Annotated in this window: 17 protein-coding genes, 2 tRNA genes, 1 other RNA gene and 1 pseudogene; 6 read left to right on the forward strand and 15 right to left on the reverse strand. The window is 40.0% G+C overall.

What is annotated here, in order from left to right; genetic code table 11:
* Nucleotides 1-5 precede the first annotated feature (5 nt).
* From tuf to ACINWC141_RS18385, 5 genes and pseudogenes are all read right to left on the reverse strand, one after another.
* A pseudogene (tuf, locus tag ACINWC141_RS18365) lies at nucleotides 6-1195 on the reverse strand (elongation factor Tu).
* A gap of 94 nt (nucleotides 1196-1289) precedes the next feature.
* Nucleotides 1290-3428, reverse strand: coding sequence for an elongation factor G (gene fusA / locus ACINWC141_RS18370; RefSeq protein ID WP_009393817.1), 2139 nt, complete (start codon nucleotides 3426-3428; stop codon nucleotides 1290-1292).
* 177 nt (nucleotides 3429-3605) lie between these two features.
* A complete protein-coding gene (gene rpsG / locus ACINWC141_RS18375) occupies nucleotides 3606-4076 on the reverse strand; it encodes a 30S ribosomal protein S7 (RefSeq protein WP_004638185.1) in 471 nt (156 codons plus the stop codon).
* A 160-nt stretch (nucleotides 4077-4236) separates the two neighbouring features.
* Complete coding sequence (rpsL, locus tag ACINWC141_RS18380) at nucleotides 4237-4611, reverse strand: 30S ribosomal protein S12 (RefSeq protein WP_002050319.1); 375 nt, start codon at nucleotides 4609-4611, stop codon at nucleotides 4237-4239.
* Nucleotides 4612-4811: 200 nt separating this feature from the next.
* The gene (locus ACINWC141_RS18385; protein ID WP_009393838.1) at nucleotides 4812-6131 is read right to left on the reverse strand and encodes an EcsC family protein; all 1320 of its coding nucleotides are present in this window, start codon (nucleotides 6129-6131) and stop codon (nucleotides 4812-4814) included.
* Between the two features lie 300 nt (nucleotides 6132-6431).
* On the opposite strand from ACINWC141_RS18385, the gene ACINWC141_RS18390 reads away from it, so the two are divergent.
* The 5 genes from ACINWC141_RS18390 (at nucleotide 6432) to ACINWC141_RS18410 (ending at nucleotide 11909) form a co-directional block, all read left to right on the forward strand.
* Nucleotides 6432-7661, forward strand: a complete 1230-nt coding sequence (locus tag ACINWC141_RS18390; protein ID WP_009393968.1) for a beta-ketoacyl synthase N-terminal-like domain-containing protein — start codon at nucleotides 6432-6434, stop codon at nucleotides 7659-7661.
* A gap of 18 nt (nucleotides 7662-7679) precedes the next feature.
* Nucleotides 7680-8132, forward strand: coding sequence for a protoporphyrinogen oxidase HemJ (hemJ, locus tag ACINWC141_RS18395; protein ID WP_009393745.1), 453 nt, complete (start codon nucleotides 7680-7682; stop codon nucleotides 8130-8132).
* A 184-nt stretch (nucleotides 8133-8316) separates the two neighbouring features.
* Entirely contained in the window at nucleotides 8317-8877 is a 561-nt protein-coding gene (locus tag ACINWC141_RS18400) for a hypothetical protein (protein ID WP_009393882.1), read from the forward strand.
* Between the two features lie 385 nt (nucleotides 8878-9262).
* Nucleotides 9263-10888, forward strand: coding sequence for an NAD+ synthase (locus ACINWC141_RS18405; RefSeq protein ID WP_009393936.1), 1626 nt, complete (start codon nucleotides 9263-9265; stop codon nucleotides 10886-10888).
* Nucleotides 10881-11909: a hypothetical protein gene (locus tag ACINWC141_RS18410; protein ID WP_009393807.1), complete on the forward strand. Its 1029-nt coding sequence runs from the start codon at nucleotides 10881-10883 to the stop codon at nucleotides 11907-11909. Before ACINWC141_RS18405 ends, ACINWC141_RS18410 begins: the two co-directional genes overlap by 8 nt.
* A 42-nt stretch (nucleotides 11910-11951) precedes the next feature.
* Here the strand turns inward: ACINWC141_RS18410 and ACINWC141_RS18415 are convergent.
* The 7 genes from ACINWC141_RS18415 to ACINWC141_RS18445 all read right to left on the reverse strand — a co-directional run bounded on the left by ACINWC141_RS18415 (nucleotide 11952) and on the right by ACINWC141_RS18445 (nucleotide 19634).
* Nucleotides 11952-12028, reverse strand: a tRNA-Met gene (locus ACINWC141_RS18415).
* Nucleotides 12029-12185: 157 nt separating this feature from the next.
* Nucleotides 12186-13142, reverse strand: a complete 957-nt coding sequence (gene cntB, locus ACINWC141_RS18420) for a carnitine monooxygenase, reductase subunit CntB (RefSeq protein ID WP_009393972.1) — start codon at nucleotides 13140-13142, stop codon at nucleotides 12186-12188.
* A 47-nt stretch (nucleotides 13143-13189) separates the two neighbouring features.
* Entirely contained in the window at nucleotides 13190-14641 is a 1452-nt protein-coding gene (locus tag ACINWC141_RS18425) for an NAD-dependent succinate-semialdehyde dehydrogenase (RefSeq protein ID WP_009393892.1), read from the reverse strand.
* Between the two features lie 63 nt (nucleotides 14642-14704).
* A complete protein-coding gene (gene cntA / locus ACINWC141_RS18430) occupies nucleotides 14705-15820 on the reverse strand; it encodes a carnitine monooxygenase subunit alpha (protein ID WP_005303109.1) in 1116 nt (371 codons plus the stop codon).
* Nucleotides 15821-15862: 42 nt separating this feature from the next.
* The gene (locus ACINWC141_RS18435; protein ID WP_009393785.1) at nucleotides 15863-16837 is read right to left on the reverse strand and encodes an alpha/beta hydrolase; all 975 of its coding nucleotides are present in this window, start codon (nucleotides 16835-16837) and stop codon (nucleotides 15863-15865) included.
* Between the two features lie 11 nt (nucleotides 16838-16848).
* Nucleotides 16849-18501 carry a BCCT family carnitine transporter gene (locus tag ACINWC141_RS18440; RefSeq protein WP_009393752.1) on the reverse strand — a complete coding sequence of 551 codons (1653 nt, stop codon included), beginning with the start codon at nucleotides 18499-18501 and terminating at the stop codon, nucleotides 16849-16851.
* Between the two features lie 20 nt (nucleotides 18502-18521).
* Nucleotides 18522-19634 (reverse strand): tartrate dehydrogenase, encoded by a 1113-nt coding sequence (locus ACINWC141_RS18445; RefSeq protein ID WP_009393931.1) that lies wholly within the window; start codon nucleotides 19632-19634, stop codon nucleotides 18522-18524.
* Nucleotides 19635-19737: 103 nt separating this feature from the next.
* Here ACINWC141_RS18445 and ACINWC141_RS18450 point away from each other — a divergent pair, with 103 nt between their 5' ends.
* Nucleotides 19738-20718, forward strand: a complete 981-nt coding sequence (locus ACINWC141_RS18450; RefSeq protein WP_009393747.1) for a LysR family transcriptional regulator — start codon at nucleotides 19738-19740, stop codon at nucleotides 20716-20718.
* Nucleotides 20719-20771: 53 nt separating this feature from the next.
* On the opposite strand, the gene ACINWC141_RS18455 is transcribed toward ACINWC141_RS18450, so the two are convergent.
* The 3 genes from ACINWC141_RS18455 to rnpB form a co-directional block, all read right to left on the reverse strand.
* The gene (locus tag ACINWC141_RS18455) at nucleotides 20772-21956 is read right to left on the reverse strand and encodes a porin (RefSeq protein ID WP_009393834.1); all 1185 of its coding nucleotides are present in this window, start codon (nucleotides 21954-21956) and stop codon (nucleotides 20772-20774) included.
* Between the two features lie 148 nt (nucleotides 21957-22104).
* Nucleotides 22105-22181, reverse strand: a tRNA-Met gene (locus ACINWC141_RS18460).
* A 64-nt stretch (nucleotides 22182-22245) separates the two neighbouring features.
* An RNA gene (rnpB, locus tag ACINWC141_RS19125) (RNase P RNA component class A) lies at nucleotides 22246-22601 on the reverse strand.
* Nucleotides 22602-22620: the final 19 nt, after the last annotated feature.

Raw genomic sequence — 22620 nt, forward strand, 5'->3', positions numbered from 1 at the left:
AGTGATTATGCAGTTACTTTCGCAACAACACCAGCACCTACAGTACGACCACCTTCACGGATCGCAAAACGTAGACCTGGGTCCATTGCGATTGGGTGGATTAATTCTACTGACATTTCAACGTTGTCGCCTGGCATAACCATTTCAACGCCGTCTTGTAATTGGATTGCCCAGTTACGTCAGTTGTACGGAAGTAGAACTGTGGACGGTAGCCGTTAAGGAATGGAGTATGACGACCACCTTCTTCTTTAGAAAGTACGTATACTTCTGCATCGAATTTAGTGTGCGGCTTGATTGTACCTGGTTTAGCAAGTACTTGACCACGTTGTACGTCTTCACGCTTAGTACCACGAAGTAATACACCACAGTTCTCGCCTGCACGACCTTCGTCAAGAAGCTTACGGAACATTTCTACGCCAGTTACAGTTGTTTTAACTGTATCTTTAATACCAACGATCTCTACTTCTTCACCAACTTTAACGATACCAGCTTCTACACGACCAGTTACTACTGTACCACGGCCTGAGATAGAGAATACGTCTTCGATTGGCATTAAGAATGCTTTGTCGATAGCACGTTCTGGTTCTGGAATGTAAGAGTCAAGCGCTTCAACAAGAGCAAGAACTGAAGACTCACCATATTGACCAGCATCGCCTTCCAATGCTTTAAGCGCAGAACCACGGATAACTGGAGTGTCATCACCTGGGAAGTCATAAGTAGAAAGAAGTTCACGAACTTCCATTTCTACTAATTCAAGTAATTCTTCATCATCAACAAGGTCACACTTGTTCAAGAATACGATGATGTAAGGTACACCAACCTGACGAGAAAGAAGGATGTGTTCACGCGTTTGTGGCATTGGACCGTCAGTCGCAGCACACACAAGGATCGCGCCGTCCATCTGAGCAGCACCAGTAATCATGTTTTTAACGTAATCGGCGTGACCTGGGCAGTCTACGTGCGCGTAGTGACGGATTGGAGAATCGTATTCTACGTGTGAAGTATTAATTGTAATACCACGTGCTTTTTCTTCAGGTGCTGAGTCGATTTGTGAGTAATCTTTCGCTTCACCGCCGTAAGTTTTTGCACAAATAGTTGCAATCGCAGCAGTTAAAGTTGTTTTACCATGGTCAACGTGACCGATTGTGCCCACGTTTACGTGTGGCTTATTACGTTCAAACTTGGCTTTAGCCATGATGATCTTCCTTTATAAACTGCTCATGCAGGGTCACTGCACGAGCGCTTGGTTTTTAACTAAGAATTAGTTTGGGCTTATAGTAATCGAAAGATTACTCGTCGTCACCTTTTTTACCGCCAGTCTGGAACTTAGCGATGATGCCTTCAGCCACGTTACGTGGAGTTTCAGCGTATTTAGCGAATTCCATAGAATAAGTCGCACGACCTTGAGACATAGAACGCATTTGAGTCGCGTAACCAAACATCTCAGCCAATGGAACTTCTGCTTTAATTGCTTTAGTTCCACCAGGAAGATCATCCATACCTTGAACCATACCACGACGACGGTTTAAGTCACCCATGATATCGCCCATGTAGTCTTCTGGAGTTTCTACTTCAACTTTCATGATTGGTTCAAGAAGGATAGGATCTGCTTTCATGAAACCGTCACGGAAAGCGTACGAACCAGCCATTTTGAACGACAATTCATCAGAGTCGACATCATGGTAAGAACCATCGAATAATGTCGCTTTGATACCCACAACAGGGTAACCAGCCAATACACCATTCTTCATACGTTCTTGAATACCTTTGTCAACCGCACCAAAGAATTCTTTAGGTACTGTACCGCCGACAACTTCTTCAGCGAATAGGTATTCTTTACCAGCTTCTTCAACATCCATAGGCTCTAAACGAACATATACATGACCGAATTTACCTTTACCACCTGTTTGACGAACAAACTTACCTTCTTGTTCAACAGACTTTTTGATCGTTTCACGGTAAGCAACCATTGGTTTACCAATGTTCGCTTCAACACCGAATTCACGTTTCATACGGTCAACGATGATGTCAAGGTGAAGCTCACCCATACCAGCAATAATTGTTTGACCAGATTCTTCGTCTGTACGAACGCGGAACGATGGATCTTCTTTAGCCAAACGACCTAAAGCAATTGACATTTTTTCTTGGTCAGCTTTAGTTTTTGGTTCAACAGCCAATGAAATTACTGGCTCTGGGAATTCCATACGCTCAAGTGTAATGATGTTTTTCTCATCACATAATGTATCACCAGTAGTAACGTCTTTAAGACCTACACACGCTGCGATATCACCTGCACGGATTTCATCAAGATCTTGACGTTCGTTCGCATGCATTTGCACGATACGACCGATACGTTCACGCTTAGCTTTAACTGGGTTATAAACCGGATCACCTTGTTTAAGAACACCAGAGTAAACACGTACGAATGTTAAGTTACCTACGAATTTGTCGTTCATGATTTTGAACGCTAACGCAGAGAACGGAGCTTCGTCAGATGCTTCACGAGACGCTTTAGTTTCGTCTTTGTCGTCAAGGATACCTTCGATCGCTTTAACTTCTGTAGGTGATGGTAAGAATTCAATCACAGCATCCAACATACGTTGAACACCTTTGTTTTTGAACGCAGAACCACAAAGCATTACTTGAATTTCAGAAGCTAATGTACGAGCACGTAAACCTGCAATGATCTCTTCTTTAGAAAGATCACCTTCTTCAAGGTACTTGTCCATTAACTCTTCAGAAGCTTCAGCCGCAGCTTCAACCATTTTGGTACGCCATTCGTTAGACGTATCAACAAGGTCAGCTGGGATATCAGCATATTCAAACTTCATACCTTGAGATGCTTCATCCCAGATAATCGCTTTCATCTCGATAAGGTCAACAACACCTGCAAACGTATCTTCTGCACCGATTGGCACAACGATAGGTACAGGATTACCACCTAAACGAGTTTTAACTTGCTCAACAGCACGGAAGAAGTTTGCACCAGTACGGTCCATCTTGTTCACGAATGCTAAACGAGGCACTTTATATTTGTTTGCTTGACGCCATACAGTTTCAGACTGAGGTTGTACGCCACCAACTGCACAGTAAACCATGCACGCACCGTCAAGAACACGCATAGAACGTTCAACTTCGATTGTGAAGTCTACGTGTCCCGGGGTGTCAATTACGTTGATACGGTGTTGTTGGAATTGGTTACCCATACCAGACCAGAAACAAGTTGTAGCAGCCGAGGTAATTGTAATACCGCGCTCTTGCTCTTGTTCCATCCAGTCCATTGTTGCTGCACCATCGTGTACTTCACCAATTTTGTGAGATACACCTGTGTAGAACAAAATACGTTCTGTTGTAGTTGTTTTACCTGCGTCAATGTGCGCAGAAATACCGATGTTACGGTAATTACTAATTGGGGTTTGGCGAGCCATGATTTCTACATTCCTAAATGTTATATTTAAAACAGGACGCATCAATTAAATTGATGCGTACAAATATCCAAGCAGGCAACTTAAATACCCGCAAAGCTCCCACTTTGATAAAGAGCAATGTTGAATCGAGCAGCTGTACGCATGAATATTCTCCTGATTAGGGACTGTTTTATCCGCTTAGAAACGGTAGTGAGAGAAGGCTTTGTTGGCTTCAGCCATACGATGCACGTCTTCACGTTTTTTGATTGCTGCACCTTTACCTTCAGCTGCATCAAGCAACTCACCAGCAAGACGTAGAGCCATCGTTTTTTCAGAACGCTTAGCAGCAGCATCTACTAACCAACGCATTGCTAAGGCAGTACGACGGGATGGGCGTACTTCCATAGGTACTTGATAAGTAGCACCACCAACACGGCGTGCTTTTACTTCAACCATAGGACGAACTTTTTCAAGAGTAGTCTCGAAAAATTCAACTGGGTCTACTTTGTTTTTTTCTTGAACACGTTCTAAAGCACCGTAAACGATACCTTCAGCAACAGATTTTTTACCATCTTGCATTACGTGGTTCATGAATTTAGCGATTGTTTGGCTGCTAAATTTTGGATCTGGAAGGATCTCACGAGCAGCGACTACGCGACGTCTTGGCATTTTAATACACCTAATAATATGACACTTCAGGATAATCCAGCAGTTTGTACAAGTGTCATGTACACGACGCTGGCCTTACTATACGTCGCTTGAATTACAAATCTATGAAGAATTCAAACAAGCGAAACGCTAAAGGGCTTATTGGACTGCTTTCTTAGAATTACTTCTTAGGACGCTTAGTACCGTATTTAGAACGTGATTGATTACGATCTTTAACACCAGCACAGTCTAATGAACCACGAACGGTATGGTAACGTACACCTGGTAAGTCTTTAACACGACCACCACGGATAAGAACAACACTGTGCTCTTGTAAGTTATGACCTTCACCACCGATATAGCTAGATACTTCAAAACCTGAAGTTAAGCGAACACGGCAAACCTTACGCATAGCTGAGTTAGGTTTTTTAGGTGTAGTTGTATAAACACGTGTACAAACACCACGACGTTGTGGACAAGCCTTCAACGCAGGAACTTTGGATTTTTCAACCAAAGTCGTACGACCCTTACGGATCAACTGATTCGTTGTTGCCATATGGCAATTCTCCCGTTATTAAAAAACCTTAAAAAGAAAATACCTCTTTTTAAGGGCACATAATTGTAAGCTAAGATGCAAAAATGGTCAACATGGCAATACTTACCAAATGTTGACCATATCAATCTTTGACAGGATAACTTACAAATTTAAATAGAGTTCAAATTCTATTTTTAAACCTCTTATTTGTAAGCATAGTGTTAAGAGTATTTTTTATCATCCAGTTCCTCTTCATCTTCCTCAGGAGTTAAAGCCGGTTTTTGCTCAGTGTGCTCATGTTCCTCTACATGTTTATCGGCAAGTTGCTCGAGACCCTGATGAACATTTTCCTGAATTTTCTCTTCACTCTTTTTATTTTCAGTTGGTTTTAAAACAATAGATACTTTTGAAATTACATCATGATTTTCTACTTTATGATGATGTGCAACGTGAGTATGACCATCTTCACCAACATTTAAAAGACGTGGACTGGCTTTCTGAATAAGCGTAACCGCAGCATAATAAGCCTGTAGCGGAGATAAATGCTCACTTGGATGTTCATTTAAATAATGTCTTGCAGCTCCAAAAATAGCCTGTGCTTTATGACCTACATCTTCTTGTAGCTTCCAACTATATACCGCGCTTAAAACAGCACCAGCAACTGGTGTAACTTTACCAAAGGCTGAGAGTTTTGGAATACGATTTAACCATCCCCATTTAAACTCCCCATCTTCATCAACTAACCAGTTCTTTAAAGTATCTATATCAGTAGTTGAACCTAATACCTGCTGAAATTGATGGATGTCTTGCGTTTCCAACATATTTCGTAATGTTTTTAAAGCTATCAATAGCGTTTGTTTTTCAGCAATTAGACTAATATCAACTTCTTTAAAGATAAATTCGACAACATCTTGGTCTGTAACTTCTAGAAGATCAAAGCCATGTGATCTTCCAGTCTGATAAATCGTTCTTAAAACCAGAACGAGTGAAACAGGAATATCTACAGCCGCACCAACTACACCTGACACGCCTGTGATTGCCCCTTGTATGGTCGCAATTAATTTATTTTGTTCTATTAGCGCCTGACTTAAACGTTGAGAACGGCCCGTATCCTTAGTGAGTTCAAATAAATCTTTAGCACCCGCCTCTTCCAAAATTTTTTCAGTTAATGTGCTTTTTGAACTAAAGTCATTGAGCCAATCAAATAAATAGCCTGAAATTTTTTCATCCCAATCTGGGGAAAGAAATGTAGCCACACCATTTACTTTTGTAAAATGTCGCCCAAAGACCTGACGAGTTACTTTCGGTAACTGTTCTCGTAGCATTTGTTGAGGACTTTCATATTGCTCAACTTCAAATGGGCTTTTTGTTCTCGATTTACCTTCAACCGTTTTATCAGCTGGGATTGGTTCAATAACCTTACTCACATCACCTGATTGGTTATGTTGCAAGATACTCAATCCTGTAGAACTGAGCTTTTTAGCCACTCCGAAGACCTGAGAAAACAAATTGTCAGATTGATTATTATTAAATTTTGTCATCAAGTACCTCGATTTTTTAATTTATCTAATTAGACATAAATACTAGGTGGAATGTGGATTTATCTCAACTTGAATGTGTGTATTTTAGTTAACCCTAAATGCAACATACTATGTATTTGGTTATTTTTTTTAAATGTAAAATTGTCATAAAGATTTGCCATAAGAAATGAAAATCCTTTCTGCTATCATGTTAACAACGAAAAAACATGAGTCTTATTTTCTTACAGCTATATTCTCCTAGTTACTTTCATAGCTGTTGATGACGATAGACTCTTAATATCACCATAAAGGGACCTGTAGATGAAACGTGTTGTAATCACTGGTATGGGTATTAACTCATGTATCGGTAACTCTTTAGAAGCAGTTACTCATTCACTTCAAAATGGAATCTCCGGGACACGTTTTAACCCAACTTATGCTGAACTCAATTTTAAAAGTCATGTGAGCGCTGCTGCAGAACAAGATTTTGATCATATTGACCGTAAGTTAAAACGCTTTATGGGCGTATGTGCAATGTACGCTTACAATGCTGCTGTAGCTGCTGTTGAACATGCAGGTCTTACGGCTGAGCAAATTGGTGGTAATCCACGTTACGGTATCGCAGGCGGTTCAGGTGGTGGTTCAACTGCATCTGTTGTTGAAATGACAGAGCTTTTAGAAACTAAAGGTGCACGTAAAGTAGGACCTTTCTTTGTACCACGCAACATGTCAAATACGATTACTGCAAACGTAGGTGTTGCATTCAAACTGCAAGGTATTGCTCATACGATTACAAGTGCTTGCGCAACTTCTGCTGACGCAATCGGTTATGCGTACAATCTTATTCAACTCGGCAAACAAGACCTTATGCTTGCTGGTGGTGGTGAAGAAGATCATTGGTCTCAAAGTTTATTGTTTGATGCAATGGGCGCGCTTTGCTCAAAATATAACGACACTCCAGAAACAGCATCTCGCCCATATTCAGCAGACCGTGACGGTTTCGTTATTGCTGGCGGTGGTGGTTTTGTTGTACTTGAATCACTTGAACACGCTCAAGCACGTGGTGCCAACATTTTAGCTGAAGTCGTTGGTTATGCTGCAAACAGCGATGGCGCAGACATGGTTGCTCCAAGCGGTGAAGGTGCTACACGTTGCGTATTAATGGCACTTGAAGAAGCTAAACAACATGGCGTAGACAAAATTGACTATGTAAATACACATGGTACTTCTACTCCTGCTGGTGACATTACAGAACTTAAAGCGATGGAACGTGCATTTGGCGAAGGCAATGTACCACCTCTTAGCTCAACCAAATCTATGACAGGTCATAGCTTGGGCGCAGCTGGTGTACAAGAAGCTATTTACTCAGTTCTCATGATGCAAAATGACTTTATTGCACCAAACATCAACGTGACTGAACTAGATGAAGGTGCAAAACCTTTTGATATCGTACTTGAAAAACGTGATGCAAAATTGAATACTGTAATGAGTAACAGTTTTGGTTTTGGCGGCGTTAACGCTTGCCTTATTTTCAAGAAGTGGGATGCATAATCCCACGTAGGATTATCGATGGATGCACCTTCTGATGCTTTTTTGTGGGTAAAAGCATTACATATTATTGCTGTGGTTTGTTGGTTCGCTGCTTTGTTCTACTTACCACGCCTATATGTTTATCATGCCATGAGTGAAGATGCAGCTAGTCATCAACGCTTTGAGATAATGGAACGTAAGTTGTATCGCGGAATTATGTGGCCTTCTCTGATTGCCACCTTAATTACTGCCCACTTCCTTGTAGATTGGGGCGATGCAACTCGACATTATCATCAGGCAACATGGTTTTATCTTAAAGTCGCTTTAGTGGCTTTATTAGTCATCTACCATTTGGCATGTGGCTACTATCGTAAAAAACTTATCGGAAATGCTCACTATAAATCACATAAGTTCTGGCGCTTCTTTAATGAAATGCCAACCTTAATTTTATTTGCTGTAGTGATTTTAGTTGTCGTAAAGCCTCAGTTTTAACTGGGGCTTTTGCTTTTCTGAGTCATTACTTTTGAGTTAAATCCTAAAAACTCGCAGAATTATTTATATATTTACCTTTGTCCCAGCGAAATTATAAAATTAATACACTCTAAAAGTTATACCAAATGAATAATTCTGACCCTTTATTTACTTATAAGTAACCTATACTATCCTAAAGAAATAGATGAACTCATTTAATGGCAAAGCTATGCTAACCTTTACTGCCCTTAAACGCTTAATCCATACACAATTTATTCTTCTTACGCTTTTTATTTTCCGTCACTTAAAAAACTATCCCATCAGATATTTAACCACTCAAGAAAAACTACTAGCACAACTTGTTTTCGGTGACATGCTCAATTGTGAGCAGCCTAAAATTATTGCTACTCGTTACCTTCCTTGGCAGTCTTGCGGTATTTTTATGGCGCCAAATGGGAATATTTATGTCAATCTTTCCGATTACAGTGAAAATTACGCTCTAGAATCTAAATTTATGCAGGGTATTTTTATTCATGAACTCACTCATGTCATGCAGTATCAAAAAGGCATTCATGTACTACTGAAAGGTGCGTTGCTGCAATCAGCTTATTATCTTAGCTTTAAAAATTACAATCCCTATAAATATACCTACTCACCACACAAGGCATTTAGCTCTTATAACATTGAGCAACAAGGTGAAATTGCCCGCGACATTTGCTCTGGAAAAATCCCGAATATTATCTGTTCACCTCAACTTCATTTGTAACCAAATAATCAGTTTTTCTTTGAACGTAACATTTTTTGCTTAATGTAAATGATAATTCTTATAAATCAGAAATACTTACCTAAACAAGAAAATTTCTCTTACTTAATTCAAATTATTGAAAAAAATATAACGCGCTTATTCCAAATTGGCTTGCGATAAGGCAGTATACAAACAATAAAAATAATGAAGCCTGTTTCTATTCTATACAGAAAATCTCGTTATTTTTACGCAGAAAATATGTGATTGGTATATATTATTGATCTTGACATTTTTGTTAACTATTTTAATTGTTTACTATCGTATCATACACATCGTTGAAAAATTATATCTATAAAAATCAACACTGTGTGTATCTATATTCGTTATGATCTAGGATTAGGTTTGAATGAAAAGTTTTAAAGTTGCCCTTGCTCAGTTTTCTCCGCATATTGGCAATATTGACTCAAACACCAAAAAGATGATTGAGCAAGTAAATCAGGCGAAAAAACAAGATGCTGACCTGATTATTTTTCCCGAGCTTTCTGTTATTGGTTATCCGGCTGAAGACTTACTGCTACGTCCAAATTTAAATAAACGTATGCAAAAGGCTTTTGCTCAACTTGCCGAAGTTAAAGATATTGTCATGGTTTTCGGTTTTGTGAACCAGACAGAAGATGGTCAACGCTATAATTCTGCTGCGGTCATGAAAGACGGCCAAGTTTTGGGTGTGTTTAATAAGCATAATTTACCAAACTATGGCGTCTTTGATGAAAAACGTTATTTCCAAAAAGGCCATCAACATTTGGTGTTTGAATATCTTGGACATAAGTTTGGCGTGTTAATTTGCGAAGATATCTGGTCAATTAATACCGTAAAACAGTTAAGCCAATTAAATGTTGATACTGTTCTTGTATTAAATGCATCACCATATGAAGTCGGTAAACCACAGCACCGCACACAAACCTTAAGTGAACTTGCAAAACAACTTCATCTGAACATTGTGTACGTTAACCAAGTGGGCGGACAAGATGATTTAATTTTTGATGGCACAAGTTTTGTCAGCAATAAAGATGGTGGAATTGCTTTACAAGCACCAAGCTTTAAAGAAGACCTCTACATCGCTGAATTTGACCCAAAAAATAAAGCATTTAAAGTCACAGAATCAGCTCCAGCTTTAGAAACATTCGCAGAGATCTATCAAGGTTTAGTTCTGGCAACACGTGACTATGTAGAGCGTTCAGGTTTCCCAGGTGTCATCTTAGGTTTATCTGGCGGTATTGACTCTGCCCTTACACTTGCTATTGCTGTTGATGCAATCGGTGCAGAAAAAGTGCAAGCCGTAATGATGCCTTACACTTACACGTCTCAAATTAGTGTTGAAGATGCGGCAGAACAAGCTCGTCGTATGGGTGTGACTTTCGGTATTGCTGAAATACATTCAGTTGTAAACAGCTTCATGCAAACCTTGTACCCTTTCTTTGGCAACTCACCAGCAGATGCAACCGAAGAAAATTTACAAGCGCGTGCTCGTGGTACTTTGCTTATGGGCTTATCAAACAAGTTTGGTAATTTAGTACTCGCTACTGGCAACAAATCTGAGCTTTCAGTCGGCTACTGTACACTTTATGGTGATATGGTGGGTGGTTTTGCTGTTCTAAAAGATGTTTATAAAACTATCGTATTTGAATTAGCGAAATACCGTAATAGCTTAAGTGAAACTCCTGTTATTCCTGAGCGTGTTATTACTCGTCCACCTTCAGCAGAACTTCGTCCAGATCAAAAAGACCAAGACTCTTTACCAGCATATGATGTATTGGATGCCATCCTTTATGCATATATTGAAGAAGATTTAGGTCAGGCTGATATTATTGCCAAAGGTTTTGATAAAGAAGTTGTTGAAAAAGTCATCCGTTTAGTTGATCGTAATGAATACAAACGTCGTCAAGGTGCGATTGGTCCGAGAATTACTTCTCGTGCATTTAGTCGCGAACGACGTTATCCGATTGTCAACGGTTGGACAGCGAATGACTGAGCAGAAAAACTCATCAAAAACTACAACACTTGCTCAAGCACTTTTGCTTGAGCAGGTGGAATTTTTCAAAAAACAATTATCTATAGAAAACTCACCTATTTATTTTCGGCAGTTTATTCAACTGTTCATGCAACATGCTGATGAAATCAAACTTCATGAAGTTGTTGATTTAGAGCAACTCCAAGCCGTTGTGAAACGCTATGCTTTTGAAATGCAGCTAGGTGCAGGTTTACTTGAGTTTATTGGGGAAATCGCACAGCGTATTTATCTATCTGCTATGAAATCTCCGATTCAGCTACAAGACTTGGTATCTGACCACCAATTTGAAATGTGGCTCTCCAAATTTTTGGAAATGGAGCATATTCCCCATTATCTTAATCAATTTTTAAGAACTAGTCCTTCTGTACAGCAGCTTTGCCAATATATTGCGACCTCAACCTTAGAACAGAAAATACCAAAATTTTTAAATGCATCTAAAGTAGATGACTATCATTTTGAATGGCAACATAAACTCAAAAAATTCTCTTTTTTACAGCAGCAACGTCTTGAGCATAAGCTTGAAACATGGATTGCCAGTTTTATTCACGAGCAACTTACAGAATTAAGTCTTTTGTCGACCGAAGACTTAGAAAGTCTTATACGACACGTCTGGGAAGATCTTAGACATAAAAAAATGTATGAGTTTATGAAACAACTCACTCCTCTTGATGTGGAAGAGTTCTTTGTTTTAATTTACGAATACTGGAAAGAATTACGTCAATCACAATTTATGCAAGATCTTATTTTGTATGGCGTAGAAGTTTTTTATGACTTTTATAAAGACCAAAGTTTATTTGAAGTATTAAGTGAGATTGGTTTAACTGAAACCGATTTACAAATAGAAGCTTTACGTTTCTATCCGAAAGTTATGAATGCCTTTAATGAACACGGTATTTTAGAACCGTTACTTCAAGCGATTTTAGCTCCTTTTTATCAAAGCTCAAAAACACTCGATATTATTGAAAAACATTTTAACGAGTAAAAAAAGACAAAAAGAAACCATGCATGAGCATGGTTTTTAAAATGGTGGCTATGACGAGACTTGAACTTGTGACCCCCGCATTATGAGTGCGGTGCTCTAACCAACTGAGCTACATAGCCGTAAACTGTGTGCGCATTATCTATAGTTCTGTATAGCAGGTCAAGAGTTCAAAACTATTAAATCCTACCAAATGAACAAATAAGATTCAGATCACCTTTATTTGTTCATTTTTTAGCAAATTTATGTTTTAAATATTTGATCAGCCACAGAAATATATTAAAGATCTAATACCAGTTTTTTACCTTTTGCTCTTGATACACAAATCATCATGCTCTTCTGTGAAGCTTTTTCTGCATCACTGAGATATTGATCAAAATGCTCTGCTTCACCTTCTAAAATAGCAGTTTCACACGTACCGCAAACCCCTTCTCGGCATAAACATTCCACATCAATATTTAAGGTTTCGATGGCTTGTAAAATTGTCTGATTACTTTGTACTTCAATTTCCTGATTAGACTTCGCAAGTACGACCGTAAACGCTTCACCATCTTCTGGAACTGTTGAAGCAAATTGTTCCCAATGGATGTATTCGTCACGGTAACGATGCTTATTACAACAATCAATCACAGCATCAATCATGGGTTTCGGCCCACAGACATACACGTGTGTGCCTTTAGGTTGTGATGAAATCAGTTCATCCAGATTTAATGTGCAACCCTCTGAATCAACATAACTAAATACATGTTCTGCATGTTTCTGCTTAAGCTCATCAAGTAAAGCTGCGTGCTCAGGAGAACGATAAGCATAATGTAGCTCATACTCAGCACCACGCGCTGCAAGCTCATCCATTTGAGGCAAGAATGGTGTAATGCCAATTCCACCTGCAATTAAAATATGTTTATTGCCTGTTTCAGCTAATGGAAATAAATTTTTTGGTTCTGAAATCTGAATTTCACAGCCTTCATTGCACTGATCATGCATAAACACTGAACCCCCCTTACCCTCCACATCCTTACGAACACAGACTTGGTAAGTTGATAGGTCTTGCGTACAACTCATCAGCGAGTAGGCATTAGAAAGCTGCTCATTCATTTTGACAATAATATGGCTTCCCCCACTAAATCGAGGAAAGTTCTGTCCATCTTGACGCTTGAACGTAAACCGTTTGATTAAAGGGGTTAGCTGTTCCACATGAGTAACAACTGCCGGGAACATTTCATAATGACTAGCCATATTAGAATCCTTCTTTTACCGCATATTCTTGTTGTTAGGGCTTATCCTTAAAGCCCTAAACACATGTATTTAATGGTCATGAATTCTTCAAGACCATACTTTGAGCCTTCACGCCCAACACCTGATTGTTTCACACCGCCAAATGGTACAACTTCATTTGAAATTGCTGTGGCATTCATTCCAACCATTCCATATTCAAGTTGTTCTGACACTCGCCATAACCGCGAAATATTTTCGCTATACACATAAGCAGCCAAACCAAAGATGGTGTCATTTGCTTGAGCAACGACATCTGCTTCATCTGTAAAACGAATGAGCGGCGCAACTGGACCAAAAATTTCTTCTTGGACAATTTCCATTGTACGGTCAACGTTAGTTAAAACTGATGGCTCATAAAAGGTTTGCCCTAAAGCATGCTGTTTGCCGCCACAAGCAACTTTAGCACCTTTACTCACCGCATCATCAATCAACTGCTGTGCTTTTAAAACTGCTTTTTCATTAATTAATGGGCCAATTTGCACACCATCTTCAAGTCCATTACCCACTTTAAAGTTTTGTACTTCTTGTACAAACTTCTCAGCAAAAGCTTGATAAATATTGTCATGTACATAAATGCGGTTTGCACAAACGCAAGTCTGGCCTGCATTACGAAACTTGGCAAAAATCGCACCTTGTACAGCTTTATCCAAATCGGCGTCGTCAAATACAATCAGAGGAGCATTCCCACCTAACTCAAGCGCCAATTTTTTAATGGTGCTTGAACACTGCTGCATCAGTAGGCGTCCCACTGGAGTTGAGCCAGTAAAAGTCAATTTCTTCACTTTTTCATGCGAAGTAAATACCGAGCCGATTTCTTGTGATTTACCTGTGACGACGTTAATTACACCAGCTGGAATACCTGCTTTTTCTGCAAGCTTCGCAATCGCTAAAGCACAATAAGGCGTTTCATTTGCTGGCTTAATCACTATCGTACTTCCAGCTGCTAAAGCTGGTGCTGCTTTACGGGTAATCATGGCGATTGGGAAATTCCACGGCGTAATAGCAGCTACTACTCCAACAGGTTCTTTACTAATAATAAAGCGTTGTTGGTTATTTACGGTTGGAATGACATCACCATAAATACGTTTGCCTTCTTCGGCAAACCATTGAATAAATGATGCCGCATAACGCACCTCACCTTTCGCTTCTGCTAAAGGTTTTCCTTGTTCAATGGTCATAATCAAAGCAAGTTCGTCGGTATGATCGAGAACCAGTTTGTACCAAGCCAATAAAATATCTGCACGGTTTTGAGCAGTTAAAGCTTTCCAACTTTGTAAAGCAGTATAAGCAGCCTCGACTGCTTGCGTAGCCTCGGCCGCTCCCATATTTGGAATTGTGCCAATTTCTTCGCCTGTCGCAGGGTTAATTACCGGAACCATCGCATTCGACTGTGCAGCTTGCCATTGCCCGTTAATATAGGCTTGTTGCTGAAATAATTCAGTGCTTTGTAAACTCGACATATCATCTTCCTAACTGAAGAATCAGGTGTAAGTCATCTTTACACCTGAATAAATCCATTTGTTTTACTTGTGATGCTGCGCCACTAAATGTTGGAAGTAAGCAATACCATGTTCACTAATTCCTGAGCGTTGCTTGTCAGTCATAATACGGCCTTGACCACGATAACCACGTGATTTCAAACCACGTTGTACGCTTTCGACCAAGTTCAAATCTTCAGGACGGAATACATTGCGATACCACTCAATCAAATCTTTCTGATCTTGAGTAAGTTCTTCGTTCGTGAAGTAAATATCGTAATGCTGCAAAGTTGTTTCTGCATCAACTGGGAACTCATAGATCACAGTCATGAAGTTGCTACCTGGTGGCACGTTAAACATGGTACAAGGCCAAGTCCAGAAACCATGAAACTCAGGATCTGTTATTGATGGATCAAGCTTAAATGACTTCTCAGATGAACGCGCAAAACCATACTGTAAAGTCCAGTTTTGATGTGTTGTGTGCCAATATTTATCAACTTGAACAGAATCAGCAAAACCGGGATGTGCAGGCCCACAGTGGTAACATTCTAAATAGTTATCAACAATCACTTTCCAGTTTGCCGGCGTTTCTGTCACAAAACGTGCCGCCAGTTTCAAATCTTTAATTACGCTACATGCTTGATTTAAACGCTCAGCAAATTCCGGAAGTTGGTCTTCTACACAAGTCGCATTTTCATCCATGTTAATGAAAACAAAACCTGCATATTCTTCAACTTTTAAAGGTACCATGCTTGAGTTTTCTTTGTCGAAAGATTCAACATGGTCACAGTTACGTGCCAAAGCTAAGCTACCGTCTAGCTTGAAAGTCCAAGCATGGTATGGGCAAGTAATTACATTTTTTGCTTTACCACTACCACTTAAAAGCTCATGGCCACGGTGTGGACACACATTATAAAACGCACGTAAAACACTATCTTTACCGCGAATGATGACAATATTTTCACCAATTACTTTACGGGTAATATAGTCGTTCGGCTGCGCCAACTCACTGCCATGTGCAACACAAATCCAACTTTTAGCAAAGATTGCTTCTTTCTCATGCTCAAAAACTTGCGATGAAGTATAGAAAACTTTAGGAAAAGTCCATGCAACATCTGGGTTTGCACAAAAATCTTCAGGTAATTTTTCAACTGCATTCATGTTATTACTCCATTAAATTCTTTTCGTCCAAATGACTCGATATTAAATTGATGTCTTTTCGACACTGCCAAACATACGACGTATCGCACTTAGCATGTTTTGATATAACTGTTGAACTTCAGGACAATCACGCATGAGACGTAAACTGCCATGTAATAAACCTTTGCCTAAATAGAACTCGCTCGGGATACCTGCTTGTTCCAATTTTTGGGTAAAGAGATAACCGTCATCACTTAAAGGGTCATACTCAGCCACTGCTACAAAACTCATAGGCATATCTGAAAAATCAGTTGCCAATAAAGGCGCTAGACGTAAATCCTGCCAATCTTGTGAGTTCGGTGCATATTCCTTTAAATAAAAATGCATATCTTCCGTTGTTAATAACGGCGCATGGGCATGCTTTTGTGCAGAGGATGTGTTAAATGCAGTACTCAAGCATGGATAAATCAAAGCCAACCCTTGAGCTTGCAAACCACTATGTTGTAGATCCACTGCAAGGGCGGCTGCCAAGTTACCACCTGCGCTATCGCCGGCTAGAACGATATTTTCGCTGTCGATCTGCCAGTCAGAACCATGCTCTTTAAGCCATTGATAGACTACTAAACAATCTTCAAAAGCTGCTGGAAAGCGATGCTCTGGTGCCATGCGGTAATCCACACCAATGACAACTGCATTTAAGTCCTGACACAAATAACTGGTAATAAACTCATGTGAATCAAGCCCACCAACCATCCAACCGCCGCCATGTAAATACAACACACACGGCCAACCAGCTTCAGGTCGATCAGTTTTTGGTGAATAGATGCGAACAGGTACAGGATGCTCTGCATTTGTAACAACTCGATCTTCTACTTCGATCTTGCCATCACGTGGCAAAGTGTAATGTCGACACATCGCGTCATAGGCCGCACGGACTGAGTGAATATCTGCATCTGCTGGTGAGTAAATGCTGCTCCAATACACTAGGCTTTGCATTTCTTCACTTAAGGCATAAGTGGTCTGTTCACATGTAGTCATTACCGTTCCCTCTAGCTGGTTTTTCTGTCCAGTTTGATTGAGCTTGCAAGCTCAAGCTGCATCCTTTTTGCATGTTCATCTTGAGACTGGTTTAAACCAATTTCCGAATCATCATAACCTTGTTGCTCAATTAAATGCGATGGGACTTTGGCATAATCCTGAATCAACCATTTCACTAAGCCATAGGTTTGAATCAGAATAATCACGATGAATGGTAAAGCCGTCACAATAGTTGCTGTTTTCATTGTGTCCAAAGGTGCTTTACTAAAGATCATGGCAATTGGAACTAAAGTCAGCATGACACACCAGAACAGACGAGCATTTGGCGATGGGTCTTGCCCTTCACTTAAACCACGTGTGCATGTTGCTGAAACCGCATAGCCTACTGCATCCATGTGTGCTGCCAAGAACACCACCATAATGCCAAGGAAAATCCACATCATCAGCTTTCCGGCAGGTAACAGGCTAAGCAATTGACCAATTGCAACCTCACCACCTTGTTGGCTTAAAATTTGCGGTACATTTACAGCTCCATGAATAAAGCTATAAACGCTGTAGTTTTCAAATACGCCGAAGATAAACCAAAGACCAACGCTGCCACCAATCACCATGGCAAAGATCACTTCTTTAATGGTACGACCTTTAGAAACACGCGTTACGAACAGTGCTACACCTGGTGCATATGAAATCCACCACAACCAGTAAAATACAGTCCATTCACGGGTAAATTTGCCATCACCCATTGGGTCGGTAAACAAGCTCATATCAACAAAGTTGGTTGCCATTAATCCAAAACTCATTAATGAATTATTCAAAATGAATTGAGTTGGACCAAAACACAGCACATAGATTGCAAACAACACGACGCCCAAACACACTAAATGGCTTAAACGCTGCATACCTTTATCCATACCAACGTAAGAACTCAGTGCAAACACAACGGAAACGCCCAAAATAATGATGACTTTAGTCATAAAGGTATTTGGGATACCTGTGAGCTGAGACAAAATATTGGTAAATGTCACAGCGGTAAGTACTAACGAAATCGTCAATGCACCAAACATGCAAAGCAAAAACATTAAGTCGACTAAACGTCCAACCACGCCAGTTGATTTAAAACCTGTTACAGCCTCGATCACGGAAGCCAGACTTAATCCTTTGTTTTTTCTCACATGGTAGCTATAGCACAAAGAAATTGATGCCAAAGCATAAATTGCCCAAGCACTTAAGCCTGAATGAAAAAACGAGTAAGCCACGCTATATTTCAATGCTTCTGCTGACTCAGGCGGTAAGCTCAAACCTGGAGTTTGATAATAATAGGCCCAGTCCAAAAACCCCCAGTACAGCGTAGAAGACCCAATCCCTGACAAGATGAACATAAAAATCCATGACATTGTGCTGTATTGAGGCTTTCCCTCACCAAGCTTAATTTTGCCGTATTTACTAAAGGCTAGACCAAAAGTAAAAATGATAGCTAAAAAAGCAAAAAGTAATACTGGAGTTGTAAATACCGATGTCGTCCACTGCATCCATGTTGCAGCAATCTTGATCGACTCTTGCGAATAAATCGCCAAACCAGCAACTGAAGTAAATACAAACAGTAAGCTAATTACGGCAAGAACTTTATCCGTATAAATTTTTGAGTTTTGATTATCCATATCCATACATCCATTTTTGGATGGCGTTATTCCATAGCGAATACGTCCATTTTAGTTTCGGCTACACATGATGCAATTGCATCTCCTACCTCATAAGTTTTTGCCTCACCACCAATATCAGCTGTTTTTGGTCCATTAATTAATACATTCTCAATGGCCTGCATAATATCCTGACCCGCTTGAATGCAGCGTTCATCATCCTCACCAAAGAATTCGAACATCATGGCACCCGACCAAATCGCAGCAATTGGATTGGCAATTTGTTTACCGTAAATATCTGGTGCTGAACCATGTACAGGTTCAAACAATGATGGGAATTTTCTTTCAGGGTTTAAATTTGCCGACGCGGCTAAACCAATGGTTCCAGTACATGCTGGTCCCAAATCAGAAAGGATGTCGCCAAATAAGTTCGATGCCACAACCACATCAAAACGCTCAGGTTGCAAAACAAAACGAGCCGCTAAAATATCGACGTGCTGTTTATCAGCCTGAATTTGAGGATATTGTTTCGCCATCGCATCAACGCGTTCATCCCAGTACGGCATGCTAACGGCAATACCATTTGATTTGGTCGCTGCGGTAATTTTTTTCGCTTCACGTTGATTTGCAAACTCAAATGCATAACGCAAAATGCGATCTACGCCATGACGTGTAAATACTGCCTCTTGAAGCACAAACTCTCGGTCTGTTCCTTCAAAAGCTTTACCACCAATGGCTGAGTATTCACCTTCACTGTTTTCACGAACTACGTAAAAATCGATGTCGCCCGGTTTTTTACCTACTAATGGACATTTCACACCTGGCATTAAGCGCACTGGGCGTAAATTCACATATTGGTCAAAACCACGACGGAACTGGAGCAGTGAACCCCAAAGTGAAATATGATCAGGCACTTTATCTGGCCAGCCTACAGCGCCAAAATAAATTGCATCATAGCCTTGCAACGTTTCAAACCAGTCATCTGGCATCATTTTGCCATGCTCAAGGTAGTAATCGCAGCTTGCCCAATCAAATGCATCTAACTGAAGCTCGATACCGTACTTCTCTGCTGCTGCCTTTACAACCTTAATGCCTTCTGGTAGAACTTCTAAACCAATGCCATCGCCTGCAATCGTGGCAACTTTATATTTTTTTGCCATAAGCTTCCTTCACACCTTCGACTAATATCCTTGTATGGCTTAAACATGATGTTTTAAGCGAAAATGATCAATAACGGAACTATCACTCCAATGGACACGGATCGTGAATAATCTACCTAACCTATCGGATTTAAAGGTTTTTTGCACAGTCGCCAAACTAAAAAGTTTTGTCGAATCTGCTGAGGAACTTGGGACGTCGCCAGCTTTTATTAGCAAGCGAATTAATATTTTAGAAAACACCTTAAGTTGCAAACTTTTTCATCGCAGCACACGTCACGTTAGTCTGACCGAGGATGGCAAACTCATTCTTGAGAGAGTTTCGAATATTCTTGAAGAATTTGATGAAGTCTGTGAACTGGTCAATAATCCGCTGAGTACACCTACGGGTCGTATGGATATTATTAGTAGCTTTGGTTTTGGCAGAAAGCATATCGCACCAATTTTGTCTAAATTAATGATGCTTTATCCAAAGCTCCAGATTCATTTTGACACCATCGACAATACCAAAGACCTGATTCAACACAGTATTGATTTGGACATTAGAATTGGTAATGAAATTGCACCAAACATGATTGCAAAGAAGTTAGCTTCTAACTTTCGAATTTTATGTGCAGCACCGAGTTATTTACTTAAACACGGCGTACCAGACAGCATTGAAGACTTGCAATCACATGATTGCTTAACAATTAGCGAACGCGATCAATCCTCAGTACTCTGGAAATTTAGACATGCTTCTGAAGATGTCTCAGTACACATTAAACCCCGCTTTGTTTCAAATAACGGCGAGATTATTCATCAGCTTGCCATAGAAGGTCACGGTATTATTTTCCGGTCAATTTGGGATGTTGCAGATGAATTGATTACCGGCCAACTTCAGCATATTTTGCCTGAGTACTGGCAAGATGCAGACATCTGGGCCGTTTATCCATCACGACTCAAAAGCTCTTCCAAACTGCAAACCTGTATTTTGTTCATTCAAAATGAATTACTTAATCGTTTACAGCACGTTCAAAACCTAAACCGAGGACAACTCATTTCTCCGGCAGTTAAACGAGAGCCACCACCTGAAAAAGTCTTTCTATAAAAAATGCCCTAAGAGAAGCGTATTCACTTAGGGCATTAGATTGCTTTTAAATTTTAGAAATAATATCCAATTGAGAGATAAAACAATTTATCCCAATCATTACTGCTACCTTGTGCCAGACCATTCGCTCCACCTCCCACCATTGGGTCATTTTTACTCATAATATATTCACCTTGAATACCAATGGCTTTGTAATTAAAATAAACCCCTGCAATTAAACGTTCAGAGTCTTTATAGCCATCCTCATCTTTAAAAAAGCGGCTATGGGAGATATAAGGTTTAATGTTTTCAATCTGATGGAATGGTTTAGCAAAAGTATAGTTAATTTCATTGACCAAATATTTACCTTTATTGGCGACTTGATATGGATAATCAAATGCTCCAATAGTTGAACTATGAGGAAATAAATTATCGCCATTTGTCACATCTTGCTTACCAGCTAAAAACATCCATTGCCATGCTTGATATTGCGTTTGAGCAAAAACGTTCCATGATTTACGATGACCATCTTCATCTGTTCTTTTATTTTCTAAATCAGAATACCAAACTGACCCACCTAACTCGGTCGAAAAATTTTGAGCCTTATCAAGCTCAAATTTTCTAGACGCTCGAGCAATCCACATATTCTTTTCTTCAATATTAGTACCTGTGGTTAAATCATCAGCTTCAACAAAATTACCACTGTATCTGCTTGAGTCCTTTGAGGTTCCCTTATAGTTCCCTCCATCAGTAGGATAGAATCCTAAGGTTAAATTATATTTATCATCTGCAAATTTATATTTGATGCCTAAATTATCTATATCTTCTAAACCGACTGTATTTAAAAGCGTCTCGTAATAACTAGATCCCCAAAATTCGCCAAAGCCAAAATCAATGGGCTGCAAACCTGCCGTGATTCTTTGCTGGTCAGATAACTTATAACCTACCCATGCTTTTTTTAGGAAAATCGCATCACACAAACGATCATATTGATAACAACGTGCGTCGACACCTGCAATCCAATCTGGATTTTCATAACCTAATACTAATTTAATGTCAGTTAAACGCCAGTCATCATTTTGAGAACCCTCATTTGCATCAACTACATAATCCTTATGCAAATAACGGGAGCGCACGGCGCCAGAAACTTTAAATTGCCCCGAATCTAAAGTTGGATCCCCCCAGCTCAAATCAGCCGCAGAAACTTCTACTCCCGCAGTTAAACTTAAAATTCCTAAAAATAATAATGACCTTTTCATGTCTTCAACATCCTTGTTAAGTGTTATAAGAACATGAAGAAATTGGGCTAGACAAACAATGCCATAACTATGAAGTCGGTCTTTACAAACTGTGTTTAATCAAAAAATGAGTATAAAAAAAGACCACGCAGGAGCGTGGTCTATAAAATGGTGGCTATGACGAGACTTGAACTTGTGACCCCCGCATTATGAGTGCGGTGCTCTAACCAACTGAGCTACATAGCCGAAAACTGTGCGCGCATTATCTTAGTTTCTTTAATGCACGTCAAGAAAATTTTTTAAATAAATTAGGTGAAGTGAGCCTATAAGCCGGGTTCTGTCGAGGATGGTCATTCCTCTAGGCGTACAATCACTCATACGCTCAAGCGACCTACCCGAATCCAGTACGGGCCGTACCTCAGGATTCCTATTTGGTCTTGCTTCTGGTGGGGTTTACCATGCCGTGAACTGTTACCAGACACGCGGTGCGCTCTTACCGCACCCTTTCACCCTTACCTCACGAATGAGGCGGTCTACTCTCTGCTGCACTTTCCGTCGGCTTTCACCGCCCAGGCGTTACCTGGCACCCTGCCCTATGAAGCCCGGACTTTCCTCCCCTGCTTCAGTCACGAAGACCTCCACAGCAGCGACCATCCAGCTCACCTCAGGGGCGCATATTAACAAA

This window comes from Acinetobacter sp. WC-141 (assembly GCF_000313935.1).
GTDB lineage: Bacteria > Pseudomonadota > Gammaproteobacteria > Pseudomonadales > Moraxellaceae > Acinetobacter.